This is a genomic window from Streptomyces sp. NPDC039430, assembly GCF_055639435.1.
Window position 1 is genome coordinate 35659 of sequence record NZ_JBVKAK010000017.1, and the last position, 12890, is coordinate 48548.

Here is a 12890-nt window from a genome sequence, read left to right on the forward strand (position 1 = left end):
CGCCCGTCATGACCCTCGCACCCGAGTCGCCGCCGCCCGTCGCGGAGGAACGGCGTACCGTCCTGCCCGCGAGCCGGCCGCGGCCCGTGGAGCCGGCCGGGGAGCGGCGGCGCTCCCCGGCGCTGAGGCGCGCCACGGACACCTACGCGCTGCTCGGCTCCGGCGCCGCGGCCGTCAGCCTGACAGCGCTGCTGTTCGTATGGCTGCTGCCGTTCAACGGGGTGATCGGCTTCCTGATCGTCGGGTACGCGCTCTTCCTCGGGCTCTACGCGCTGCTGGTCTCCTTCGACGAGGACGGACCCACCGTACGGGACCGGCTCGCCGGGGTCGTCGTACGCACGGTGGGGCTGGTCATGGTCGTCGCCCTGGCGTTCGTGATCGTCTACACGCTGTGGGAGGGTCGCAAGGCACTGCCCCATCTGAACTTCTTCACCGAGGACATGACCCTCGCGGGCCCGCTCGACCCACTGAGCGCCGGCGGCATCCTGCACGCCATCGTCGGCACCCTGGAGCAGATCCTCATCGCGCTGGTCCTCACCGTCCCCGCCGGCCTGGTCTGCGCGGTCTTCCTCAACGAGGTGCCCGGCCGGTTCGCGCGGTTCGTCCGTACCATCGTCGAGGCGATGACGGCGCTGCCGTCCATCGTGGCCGGCCTGTTCATCTACGCGACCGCGATCCTCGCCCTGGGCATCGGGAAGTCGGGCCTCGCCGCGTCCCTGGCGCTCGGTGTGATGATGCTGCCGATCATCATCAGGGCCTCCGACGTGGTGATCCGGCTGGTGCCCGGCTCGCTGCGCGAGGCGTCGTACGCGCTGGGCACCTCGCGCTGGCGCACCGCCTGGCATGTGGTGCTGCCCACCGCACGCTCCGGGCTGACCACCTCCGTGATCCTCGGCACCGCGCGCGGAGTGGGTGAGACCTCCCCGGTACTGCTGACCGCGGGCTTCACCGCGGAGATGAACGCCGATCCGTTCAACGGGCCCCAGGTCTCGCTGCCACTCGCCACCTTCGAGTTCGTCAAGTCGCCGGAACCCGCCATGATCGCGCGCGGATTCGGCACCGCGGCGACCCTCATGGCGCTGGTGCTGCTGCTGTTCGTCCTCGCCCGGCTCATCGGCGGGCGCGCACCGGGCAAGCTGACACGACGTCAGACACACCGTCGCGTGCTGGCCTCCCGCCGCGACGCCGAACGGTTCTCGGCCCGTACGAGCAGCCGTGACCGCACCGGTACGCACACCGGTACGCGGGGCGCCGCCGCCGGCCCGCCCGCACCGACTTCCCCCGCACCCGCCGTCAAGCCCAACAGGAGTACCCCGTGAGACCCGCGACTGCCTCCCGACTGGCCATGGGGCTGGCCGCGCTGCTCTGCGCGCTGCTCGCCGTCGGCCCGCCGCCCGCCTGGGCGGTGACCTATCCGAAGATCAACGGTGCGGGCTCCACGTGGAGTTCCAACGCACTGGACCAGTGGCGCCGCAATGTCGCCTCCAACTTCGGTATGACCGTCAACTTCGCGGCGACCGGCTCCTCCAACGGCCGTGAGCAGTTCAGGAACGGCTCCGTCGACTTCGGTGTCTCCGAGATCCCGTACGGCCTCAAGGAGGGCGGCGTCACCGACGCCCCGCCCAAGCGCGGCTACGCCTATATGCCGATCGTGGCCGGCGGTACGGCCTTCATGTACAACCTGAAGATCGGCGGCAAGCGGGTCACCAATCTGCGGCTCTCCGGCGATGTCCTCGCCAGGATCTTCACCTCCAAGATCACCATGTGGAACGCGGCCGAGATCAAGGCCGACAACCCCGGCCTCACGCTCCCCGCCCGCCGGATCGTGCCCGTCGTGCGCTCCGACGGCTCCGGTACGACGGCGCAGCTGACCACCTGGCTGTCCAAGCAGCACGCCTCGGCGTGGAACGACTACTGCGCCCGCGCCGGACGCGCCACCCCGTGCGGTCTCACCTCGTACTTCCCGGTGGTGCCTGGCACCTCCACGATCGCCAAGTCCGGATCGCTCGGCGTCTCCGGCTATGTGAAGCAGAGCCAGGCAGAGGGCGCCATCACCTACGTCGAGTACTCGTACGCCATCTCGACCGGTTTCCCGGTGGCGAAGATGCTCAACGCCTCCCAGTTCTATGTGGAGCCCACCGCGTCCAGCGTCGCCGTGGGGCTGCTCGGCGCGCGGATCAACCCGGACAAGAACTCCACGAACTATCTGACCCAGATCCTGGACGGAGTCTACGGCTCCCGCGACGCCAGGGCCTATCCGCTCTCCAGCTACAGCTACATGATCCTGCCCACCTCACTGGCGGGCGAGCAGAACCCGATGACCAAGGAGAAGGGCCTCTCGCTGGGCACCTTCGCCAACTACTTCCTCTGCGACGGCCAGCAGATCGCCGAGGAGCTGGGGTACTCGCCGCTGCCCAAGAACCTCGTCCAGGCGGGCTTCGAACAGGTACGGCGCATCCCCGGCGCGCCCACGGACAAGATCAATATCAACTCCTGCCGCAACCCCACTTTCTCCTCGGACGGGACCAACACCCTCGCCAAGAACGCCCCGCAGCCCAAAGCCTGCGACAAGAAGGGCGCGACGCAGTGCTCCGACGGCACGGCGGGCGCCAAGGGCCAGAAGACCCCGGTGAAACCGTCGGCCCAGGGCGCCAACGGCGGCTCGGGCAGCGGCGGTTCAGCAGGTACGGGCGGGCCGGGCGGTACGGGCGGCTCCACCGCGGGCGCCGGCGGACCGGGCGGTACCGGGAACACCGGCGGATCCACGGCCTCCCCCGGCTCCCCCGAGTCGGCCGCCGCGGCGGCCGGAGCCTCCGGTGGTGTCATCGACCCCGACACGGGCGAGCTGATCAGCGGGGACGGATCCGGCGGCGGTGACTCCGCGGTCGTCGGGAATCCGGTCACTCTCGCCTCCGACGAGGCGACGGGGCTGCGCGGCGCGCTGATGGCGCTCTCCGCCCTGCTCCTCGTCGGTGTGGTCGTCGGGCCGCCGCTCACCGCACGCGCGCTCGCCGCACGGGCCCGCCGCAGGGAGAGATCCGTATGAGTACCCGTCAATTCCGTGCGCCGAAGGGCGGATCCCGGGTCTCCCGGCGCGTGAGCGCCGGCGTCGGGGCGCTTCTCGCCGCCGTGCTCCTCGCGCTCGTACCACTGCCCCCGGGCACGGACCGGGCACAGGCCGCGGAGGCGGGGAGCGGTACGCGGGCCGCGGCGGAAGACTCCGCGATGACGCTGACCGGCCGCAAGGGCCCGTACGACGACTTCTCCGGCCTTGAGGTGACCGTCCACCAGACGAAGAACCTGCGGGCCCAGGGCGTCGATGTGACCTGGAAGGGCCGTGCCGTACCGCCCGTGGACGGCTTCCGCAACTTCCTCCAGATCATGCAGTGCTGGGGAGACGACCCGGCGGGCCCCGACCGGGAGCAGTGCGAGTTCGGGGGGAACCGCGGTGGCACCCACTGGATGAGCCAGCGCACCCTGCCGAAGGGCACGGACCCGCTGGAGAAGGAGTACGCGGACGCCGGCGAGGACAACCCGTTCGTTCCGTTCCAGCCGCTGCAGGGCGATCCGACCGACTCGCCCTCCGACGCCACCTACTTCAGCAACAACGACACCAACGCCCAGCCCTGGCTGAGCACGCGGACCGACGGCACCGGCGAGGCGGTCTTCGAGGTGAAGTCGGCGATCGAGGCCCCTTATCTGGGCTGCGGAGACGTCGGCAGCGGGGCCGGAGCGAAGCCCAGGAAGTGCTGGCTGGTCGTCGTCCCCCGCGGCGAGCACGACCCGGACGGCACCGTCAACGCCGCGGAAGGTGTGCACACCTCGCCGCTCAGCCAGTCCAACTGGGACCAACGGCTCGTCTTTCCCATGGACTTCGGCGCGGTCGGCAACACCTGCCCGGCGGACAAGGCGGAGCGGCGCGTCATCGGGTCCGAGCTGCTGACCGACGCCATCACGTCCTGGCAGGCCACGCTGTGCGCGGGCGCCGACGCCCGGTTCACCTTCAGCCAGGCCGGCGAGGACTACGCGCGTCGCCTCATCGCGAAACCCACGGCGACCTCGCCCGGGATGGGGGTCACCGTGGCCCCGATCGAGGAAGGGACGGGCGTGGTCTACGCGCCGGTCGCGGTCAGCGCGCTCACGGTCGGCTTCTTCTGGGAGGACGGACAGGCCGGCCAGGTGCGCGATCTGAAACTCAGCCCACGGCTGCTCGCCAAGCTGGTGACCGGCTCGTACCCCTACGACATCCGGCAGATCAGCTTTCAGAATCCGGTTCCCGACCATCTGAAGGGGAACGCGGAATCCATAGTCGTCGACCCGGAATTCAAGAAACTCAATCCCTATTTCGACCGCCCGACACAGCCGCAGCTCGGTCCCGGCGGAATACTCCTCCAGGCCGGTAATTCGGATGTCGCCACCCTGCTCTGGCGCTATCTCCAGTCGAACGCGGAATCGCGGGACTTCCTCCGGGGCAAGCCGGACCCGTGGGGGATGAAGGTGAACCCCTTCTACCGGACGCTTGGCCTGGACGCGGACGCGCCGCTCGACTACCCGAAGGCCGATACGACCGAGACGCGTATGACGCTGCCCGACAACGGCGTCGAACGCGCGATCTCCTACGGCCAGCTGGAGAAGTCCCCGTACTCCAACGACATGCACGACGGCGCGCTGCGGGTCAGGCGCGGTGCCACCGGGGCGACGTTCCTCGCGGCGCTCGACGCCAACTCCCCGCAGGGCATCAAGCTGGTCGCCTCGGACAGCCTCCCCGGGTCCCGGCAGGCGTACGGCCTCGTCGACGCGGCGTCCGCCTCCCGGTACGAACTCGACATCGCCGCGCTTCCCAACGCCGACGGCGCCTACGTACGTCCGACCGCCGATTCGATGCTGAGGGCCGTCGCCCGGATGCCCGACTCACCGGTCGCCGGGGTCAAGGCGCCGAGCCCCGCCACCGCGAAGAACGGGGCGTATCCGCTGACGGCGGTGGCCTACGCCATGGCACCGGTCGACCAGCCCGCGGACGCGCGCCAGGACTACGCGCGCCTGATCCGGTACGCGGCGGGCGCCGGACAGACCCAGGGCCTGACGCCCGGCGAACTGCCGCCCGGTTACGCGCCGATGCCCAAGGAGCTGCGCGACCAGGCACTCTCCGCGGCCGACCAGTTGGTACGCGGCAAGGTGGCCGAGCCCGCCGGCACCCCGTCGGCCGAGGGCGGTGCGGCGGGCGGTGCGGCGGCCGGCGGGTCCGCCGGCGGCGGGGACGGCGCCGGAGCGGGCACCGGAGGAGCGGCCGGCGGGGCCGGGACCGGGGCCGCGGGAGCCACCGCCGGCGACGGAGCGAGCCCCTCCGGGACCGCCGCCCCGCCGGGCGCGGGGGCGGGCGCGGCGGGCCCCGCGGCCCAGAGCGGACTCGCCGCCGGCGGACTGACCCCCCGCGAGGTGCTGGGCGTCGTGCGCTGGGTGCTGCTCGGGGTCCTGGTCGTCGGCGGCGTGGCCGCGCTGGCCGGCCCCGTACTGCTGCGGCTCTCCGCGCGCAAGGCGGTAACGGCGGCGGGCGGGTCCCGGGTGGCATAGGACGAGTGGGGAGAGCGGGGCAAAGCCCGTCCGGTCCAGGAGATGCCCCGGAGCGGCCCATCGCCCTCCGGGAATTCTCCATAACCATCGGCGAGTTCTCCAGGTGTCTCCTAGGAAATGCCCCCGTAACCTTATGATCCGGCGGAGTTGGTGGTCCCGGACTGTGCATATGCGGAAATGTTCACGGCGTCGGCCGACGGGTCGACGGAACGAAATCCGGATTCTTCTTGACAGTCCATTCCTCGAAATCCGTATTCACGGAGGAGAACAGAAGTGAACGTCAAGTCCCGTGCTCGCCTCGGTGCCGTCGTCGGCGCTGCCGCACTCGGTGTGGGCCTGCTGGCCCCCGCAGCCTCCGCCGACCCGGCGGTCGGTGAGTACCGCCAGCTCGTCGGCGTGGGTTCCGACACCACGCAGGACATCGGCAACCGCCTCGGCGCGGTCATCCCGGACCCCGACGGTGTCCCGGACGGTCAGCTCATCGCGTCCTACAACGCGACGGGTTCCGCCACCATCAAGACCCGCGCCGCCGGCTGCACGATCAACCGGCCCAACGGCTCCTCGGCCGGCATCGACGCGCTGCGCAACGCGGTCCTCAACAGCACCGGCTGCATCGACTTCGCCCGCTCCTCCCGGGGACCGGCGGACACGACGACCACCAAGCTGACCTGGATTCCGTTCGCCAAGGACGCCGTGACCGTCGCCGTCCGCTCGGACAGCGCGCTCAACAGCGCCCTGGACCTGACCACCGCCCAGCTGCGTGACATCTACACCTGCGTCAAGACCACGCACAACGGTGTCACCCTGACCCCGCTGCTGCCGCAGTCGGGCTCGGGCACGCGAACCTTCTTCCTGGAGAAGATCGGGGTCACCGAGGCTCAGGTCGGCACCTGCGTCAACGGCGCCGTCCAGGAGCACGACGGCACCGCGCTGGACACCGCGGGCGACATCGCCCCGTACTCCGTGGCCCAGTACATCGCCCAGACCAACGGTGTGGTGGCGGACCGCCACGGCGTCACGGTGCTCGGCAAGGTGAACGGCGTCGCGCCGCGCAACACCAACGGCACGCTCAACACCGCCTTCCCCTACAACCGTGACGTCTACAACGTCGTCCCGACCCCCAAGATCACCGGCACCACCGCCGACGCCAACGTCGTCAGCGCGTTCGTCGGCACCGCCTCCAAGGTCTGCGGCCAGACCTCGCAGATCCAGGCGTACGGCTTCGGTTCGCTGGGCACCGCCTGCGGCGCCACCTCCCTGAAGGGCGAGCGCTGATCACCGTCCCTTCCCCGCACACCAAGGCCGGGCACCCTCCAGGTGCCCGGCCCCGGGGCGTATCCCGTCCCCGTCCCGTATCCCGCTGACACCGACACCGACACCGGCACCGGCACCGGCACCGACACCGACACCGGCACCGACACCGACACCGGCACCAAAAATCGACACCGACACCGGCATCACAACCGGCACCGACCGTCACACCAACGCCAACACCAACACCCTGTGGGGGACCCGACCATGACACGCCTCGCCCGAGCGAGATCACTCCCGGCGCTGCTGCTGTGCTGCGCCCTGCTCATGGGCGCGGCCGCCGTCGTGCTCGGCGCCGCGGCCACCGCGAACGCGGCAGGCCGGCTCGGCGACCTGACCCTCGGCCGGACCAGCGGCAGCATCACGGACAACCCGCTCGTCCCACGGGTCACCACCGACACCGCGTGCCCGGAGGGGCAGGGCGGCGCCGTACGGCTCAGTGTGATCCACCCGACGGACAGCGCGGCGACCCCGGCCCCCGTGGGCAACGCGACGACGGGACCCTACGACGCCGGGCCCATCGACACCGAGATGCCGGAGAACTTCCTCACCCTCTTCGACGCCCTCACCGGGTGGTACGGCGACGAGCCCCACGACGGTACGTACGAGCTGCGGCTGAACTGCGTCAACATCCTCGACCCGAACGTGCCCCCGGCCTTCTTCACCACGAACATCGTGGTCACTGGCGACACCTGGGAGCTGGCCGCGGCCGAGACGACCAGCGTGGAGCTGACGGCCGCCCCGGAGGACCACCCCGTCGTGGGCAGCGAGGTGACGGTCACGGTGAAGGTGACCCCCGAGGCCGCGGCAGGCGAGGTGACGCTCACCTCCGAGCGCACCGGTGAGGAGCCGGTCGCGCTCGGCGCGAAAGCGGTGGAGAACGGCACCGCCGTGTTCAAGACGACCGCGCTGCCCCAGGGCGTCCAGAACATCCACGCCCAGTTCACCCCCACGGATCTTGACGCGTACGCCGGTTCGAGCAACGCCATCAACGGCTATACGGTCGACAAGGCCGGCGGCCCCAGCGGTTCGCCCAGCGACTCCGAGCAGCCCACCGGCGAGCCCAGCGAGCCCGCCGACCTCGATGTGGTGGACGCGGACGGCAACCCGCTCGAAGCGAACCCGAACCTGGAAGCCGGCCAGAAGGTGACGATCACCGCGCGCGGGTACGCCGAGGACGCGACCGTGAAGGTCACGCTGGCCGAGAGCGAAGCGCCCTTCGAGGACGCCACGGCGGACGCGGACGGCACCGTCCAGGCGTACGCGTTCACCGTCCCGGCGGAACTCGCCGACGGCGACCATGTGCTGACGCTCGCCGAGGACAAGGCGGACGGCCACAGCGTCGCCTTCGCGTTCACCACGGGCGAGATCACGGAGCCCACCCCCGAGCCCAGCGACTCCGCGGGCGCGGACGGCGGCGCGGCGGCGGGCACCTCCGGTGGTGACACGGGCGGCGACTCCGGCGCGGTGACCGGTGGCGGCGCGGCCGGTGGCAGCGGTGGCGGCAGTGGCGGGGGCGGCTCGCTCGCCTCGACGGGCACCGGCGTCGCCTCGATCGCCCTGGCCTCCCTGGCGTTGTGCTGCGTGGGCGCCGCGTTCGTCATCGGCGCTCGCCGCAGTGGCCTGCTGACCTTCGCCACACCGTCGGGCACGGCGGGCGACTGACGCCGGACGGCCCGCACCCACTCACCTCTCCACCCACACCCCAACTCCCACCCCCCGACAGTCAGCGAGGAGCGCAGCCACCGTGGCCGTTCTGACACCGCCGCCGTCCGCCCCCGCACCGCCCGCCGGATCCGGGCGGCGTGCGGAGCCCCCGGGCGGCCGGGCGGCCCAACGGGCCCCCGGCCGCCCGGGGCTGGCGCTGGCCGGGGCCGCGCTGTGCGTCCTCGCCGCCGTACTGCTCGGCTTCGCCGCCAACCTCACCGTCGTCGGACATCTCCAGCACGCCCGTGACCAGCAGATCGCCTACGACGAGCTGCGCAAGCAACTCGCCGAGGGCACGGCCCCGGTGGGCCCGCTCGACAACGACGGCAAGGATCTCGCCCTGGGCGCCCCCGTCGCACTGCTGGACATCCCCGCCCTCGGTGTCCACGAGGTCGTCGGCGAGGGCACCACGTCCGGTGTGCTGATGTCGGGCCCCGGGCACCGGCGTGACACCGCGCTGCCCGGCCAGCCGGGCACCGCGGTGATCATGGGCAGGCAGTGGGGATACGGAAGCCCGTTCTCCCGTCTCGACCGGCTCCCCGACAACGCCACGATCACCCTGATGACAGGGCAGGGCAAGGCGGAGTACCGCGTCACCGGCAGCCGGCGCGCCGGTGACGAACTGCCCACGCCCAGTGGCGGCCGGAACCAGGGCCGGCTCACCCTCATCACCGCCACCGGCGCCCCGTACACCCCCTCGGGGGTGCTGCGCGTCGACGCCGAACTGACCACGCCGCTCCAGCCCAGCCCACCGCGCGAGCGCCGTGCCGGGTGGATCGGTCCCGCGGAAGAAGCGCTGAAGGGCGACGGCGGCGCCTGGCTCGCCGTCTTCCTGTGGACCCAGGGACTGTTTCTCGCCGCGCTCCTCGCCGCCTGGGCACACCGGGTGTGGGGCCGCTGGCAGACCTGGATCTGCGCGGTGCCCGTCCTGGCCGTACTCGGCCTCGCCGTCTCCGGCGCCGCCACCCGCCTTCTGCCGAACCTCCTCTGACCGAAAGGGAGTTGCCCCACCATGACGGTGACGCCGCCGCACCAGCTCGCCGACACTCTGGTCCAGCCCGCAGTGGGCGGCGGCACCGCCGCCACACTGCGGGCCGACGCCGTCTCCGCGTGGTTCGGCGACCACAAGGTGCTCGACCGGGTCTCGCTGACCATGCCCGCGCACGAGGTCACCGCGCTGATCGGCCCCTCGGGCTGCGGCAAGTCGACCTTCCTGCGCATCCTCAACCGCATGCACGAACTGATCCCGGCCGCCGCTCTCGCCGGACGCGTGCTCCTCGACGAGGGAGACATCTACGACCGCGGACGGCGCATCACCCATGCCCGCCGCCAGATCGGCATGGTCTTCCAGAAGCCCAATCCGTTCCCCGCCATGTCGCTGTACGACAACGTCCTGGCCGGGCTGAAGCTCAATGGCATCAAGGCGGGGCGGGACAGCAAGGACGACCTCGTCGAGGAGTGCCTCACCAAGGCCGGGCTCTGGCGCGAGGTCAAGGACAGGCTGCGCCAGCCGGGCGGCGCTCTCTCCGGCGGCCAGCAGCAGCGGTTGTGCATCGCGCGGTCACTGGCGGTGCGGCCGAGGGTGCTGCTGATGGACGAGCCGTGCTCGGCGCTCGACCCGACCTCGACGCGGCGCATCGAGGAGACGATCGCCGAACTGAAGACGGAGGTGACGATCGTCATCGTCACGCACAACATGCAGCAGGCCGCGCGCGTCTCCGACTCCTGTGCCTTCTTCCTCGCGGAGCAGGGGACACCCGGGGTGATCGTCGAACACGGAGACACGGACGCGATGTTCAACGCGCCCCAGGACACCAGGACCGCGGACTACGTCAACGGCCGGTTCGGCTGAGCGGGAGCGGGAGCGGGGCCGGGGGCGGGAGCGGGGACGGAACCGGACCAAGAACCGGGATCGGCACCGGCACCGATGGGGGCGACCGGCACACCGGTCGCCCCCACGGGCAGCGAGCGGCCTCGCCCGGTCAGCCGCAGAACTCCGCCTCGACGACCTTCCCGGTGTCACCCGTCCAGTCCGCGTTGAAGTTGAAGGCGATCGAGTGGCTTCCGTCGCGGGTCATCGCGACCGCCGACAGCGAGCCGCGCGTATCGCCGCTGTGGCCCCAGATCTCCACACCGCACGGCAGTTCCTGACGGAGCAATCCCAGACCGTAGCCGTACCCGGCCGGTACGCCGGCGCCCAGGTCCACGGTGTCCATCATCGCGCCGAGCTGCTCGGCGGGCAGCAACTCGCCCCGGAGCAGCGCGCGGTAGAAACGTTGCAGATCCGCCGAGTCGGAGATCATCGATCCTGATGCCCCCGCGAGAGTCGGATTCAGCTCGGTCACGTCGTGGATCTCCGCGGCGGGATCCTGGGACAGCAGCTTCGAGTAGGCGCGGCCCGAAGGACGGGGCATCCGTACATCGGTCCCCGGCGCGCTGGTGGCACGCAGTTCGAGCGGGCTCAGGATACGGCGCTCGATCTCGGTGCCGTACGGGCGTCCTGTCACCCTCTCCACGATCATCCCGGCGAGGATGTAGTTGGTGTTGGAGTAGTGGAAGCCCGCACCGGGCGCGAAGTAGGGCGGATGGCTCATGGCGAGGGCGGTCAACTGCTCGGGCTGCCACGTGTCATAACGGTGGGTCGGAAAACCGTCTCCGGCGACTTTCCGGCGGAACTCCGGGTCCGAGTTGTAGTTGAAGATCCCGCTGGTGTGATTGAGCAGCTGCCGCACGGTGACGGTACGCCCGTCGTGGCCGTTGCCCCGTACCACGCCCGGCAGCCAGGACTCGACGGTGTCGTCCAGGCCGAGGCGGCCCTCGGCCTCCAGCTGGAGCAGTACGGTGGCGACGAACGTCTTGGTGAGCGAGGCGACGCGGTATCTGTCCCGGGGCAGCCGCTCGCGTCCGGTGGTACGGTCCGCGACTCCTGCGGCGCCGTTCCAGACGCCGTCGTGGTCCGTCACCCGCGCCAGCGCGCCGGGGACCCCGTCCCTGACGGCGGCGTCCAACTGCCGCTGGGTGGCAGCGTGACCGACCGAGGCGACCGAGGCGACCGAAGCGGCCGAAGCGGCCGAAGCGGCCGAGGCATCCGAAGCAGCCGAAGAGGCCACGGCGGGGCCGGTGAGCGCGGTACTCACCAGAGCGGCCGCGGCCAGCGCGCCCGTCCACGCGCGACGCGCGCCGCCGCGGTGCGCCGGTTTCGTACGTATGGCCATGTGAACTCCCGTGTCAGTGCGTGTGTTCGCCGGACAGACGCCCGTGCCGCGCCGAAAGTTCTCGCATGGCTGAGAGTTGATCCACTTCCGGTCTTCCCGGGGCCGGGCTGTGGCAGGGTGTGAGCCCACCGCACTGGAGGCCGATGGTGACGTTTGAGATTGTGACCGCGAACGCCGATGACATCGAACAGCTCGGTACCTGGGCGGACGAGGAGGGGTGGAATCCAGGTGAATCCGACAGACACTCCTTCTTCCCGGCCGATCCGGGCGGCTTCATCTTCGGGCGCCTGAACGGGGAGGCCGTCGCCTCTGTTTCCGCCGTGCGCTACGGCGCCGATTTCGGATTCATCGGTTTCTATATCACCCGGCCCGCCGTGCGTGGAAAGGGGTACGGAATCCAGGTCTGGCGGGCGGCCATGGCGCGGCTGGCCGGCCGGAACGTAGGGCTCGACGGAGTGATCGACCAGCAGGAGAACTACCGTAAGTCCGGCTTCCGCACAGCCTGGAACAATATCCGCTACGAAGGCGTGCCCAGGGCCACCGGCATTCCGGACGGAATGACGCTGACCGACGCCCGCCGGATCCCCTTCGATCAACTCGCCGCCTATGACAGGCGGTTCTTTCCGGCGGAGCGTGACGCCTTCCTCGCCTCGTGGATCGGGCTGCCCGACCGTACGAGCCTCGCCGTCGTGCGCGACGGCGAACTGCGCGGCTTCGCGGCCATCCGCCCGTGCAGCGGAGCCTCCCGTATCGGACCGCTCTACGCCGCGTCCCCGGAGATCGCCGCCGCGCTGCTGAGCGGCCTGGCCGCGACCGTCCCCGGGGCGCCCGTGGCGATCGACATCCCGGATATCAACGCGCCGTCCGTACGGCTCGCGGAAGAACTCGGACTGACACCCTCCTTCGAGGCCGCGCGCATGTATACCGGACCGGTTCCCGAAATGGATCTACCGGGTCTGTACGCCGTCACCAGTCTTGAGCTCGGATAATTCCCCGGGCACTGGCCTCATCGCCGCACCGGGATTAGATTGGTTGAGGTCAAGCAAGTAAATCCGTCGATGGCGTGCGACGCGGGTTTCGCGCGCG

General features: G+C 70.9%; 9 protein-coding genes. 8 read left to right on the forward strand and 1 reads right to left on the reverse strand.

All coding sequences use genetic code 11. The features are described from left to right. Positions 1-8 precede the first annotated feature (8 nt). The 7 genes from pstA (at position 9) to ACZ7LS_RS30680 (ending at position 10441) form a co-directional block, all read left to right on the forward strand. On the forward strand, positions 9-1319 hold the full coding sequence (pstA, locus tag ACZ7LS_RS30650; protein ID WP_382530299.1) for a phosphate ABC transporter permease PstA: 1311 nt from the start codon (positions 9-11) through the stop codon (positions 1317-1319). Beyond that, positions 1316-3046: a phosphate ABC transporter substrate-binding protein PstS gene (locus ACZ7LS_RS30655; RefSeq protein ID WP_385136737.1), complete on the forward strand. Its 1731-nt coding sequence runs from the start codon at positions 1316-1318 to the stop codon at positions 3044-3046. The genes pstA and ACZ7LS_RS30655 overlap by 4 nt, the downstream gene beginning before the upstream one ends. Further along, the gene (locus ACZ7LS_RS30660) at positions 3043-5571 is read left to right on the forward strand and encodes a hypothetical protein (RefSeq protein ID WP_385136735.1); all 2529 of its coding nucleotides are present in this window, start codon (positions 3043-3045) and stop codon (positions 5569-5571) included. The genes ACZ7LS_RS30655 and ACZ7LS_RS30660 overlap by 4 nt, the downstream gene beginning before the upstream one ends. Positions 5572-5844: 273 nt before the next feature. Continuing rightward, positions 5845-6846 (forward strand): hypothetical protein, encoded by a 1002-nt coding sequence (locus tag ACZ7LS_RS30665; RefSeq protein ID WP_382675553.1) that lies wholly within the window; start codon positions 5845-5847, stop codon positions 6844-6846. Between the two features lie 243 nt (positions 6847-7089). Further along, a complete protein-coding gene (locus ACZ7LS_RS30670; protein ID WP_385136732.1) occupies positions 7090-8547 on the forward strand; it encodes an Ig-like domain-containing protein in 1458 nt (485 codons plus the stop codon). 82 nt (positions 8548-8629) lie between these two features. Next, on the forward strand, positions 8630-9580 hold the full coding sequence (locus ACZ7LS_RS30675) for a sortase (RefSeq protein ID WP_382969724.1): 951 nt from the start codon (positions 8630-8632) through the stop codon (positions 9578-9580). A gap of 21 nt (positions 9581-9601) precedes the next feature. Continuing rightward, positions 9602-10441 (forward strand): phosphate ABC transporter ATP-binding protein, encoded by an 840-nt coding sequence (locus tag ACZ7LS_RS30680; RefSeq protein WP_382524351.1) that lies wholly within the window; start codon positions 9602-9604, stop codon positions 10439-10441. 130 nt (positions 10442-10571) lie between these two features. Here the strand turns inward: ACZ7LS_RS30680 and ACZ7LS_RS30685 are convergent, their stop codons facing one another. After that, the gene (locus ACZ7LS_RS30685; protein ID WP_385136054.1) at positions 10572-11804 is read right to left on the reverse strand and encodes a serine hydrolase domain-containing protein; all 1233 of its coding nucleotides are present in this window, start codon (positions 11802-11804) and stop codon (positions 10572-10574) included. A gap of 143 nt (positions 11805-11947) precedes the next feature. Between ACZ7LS_RS30685 and ACZ7LS_RS30690 the strand changes: the two genes are divergently transcribed. Next, positions 11948-12793: a GNAT family N-acetyltransferase gene (locus tag ACZ7LS_RS30690; protein WP_382675334.1), complete on the forward strand. Its 846-nt coding sequence runs from the start codon at positions 11948-11950 to the stop codon at positions 12791-12793. Positions 12794-12890: the final 97 nt, after the last annotated feature.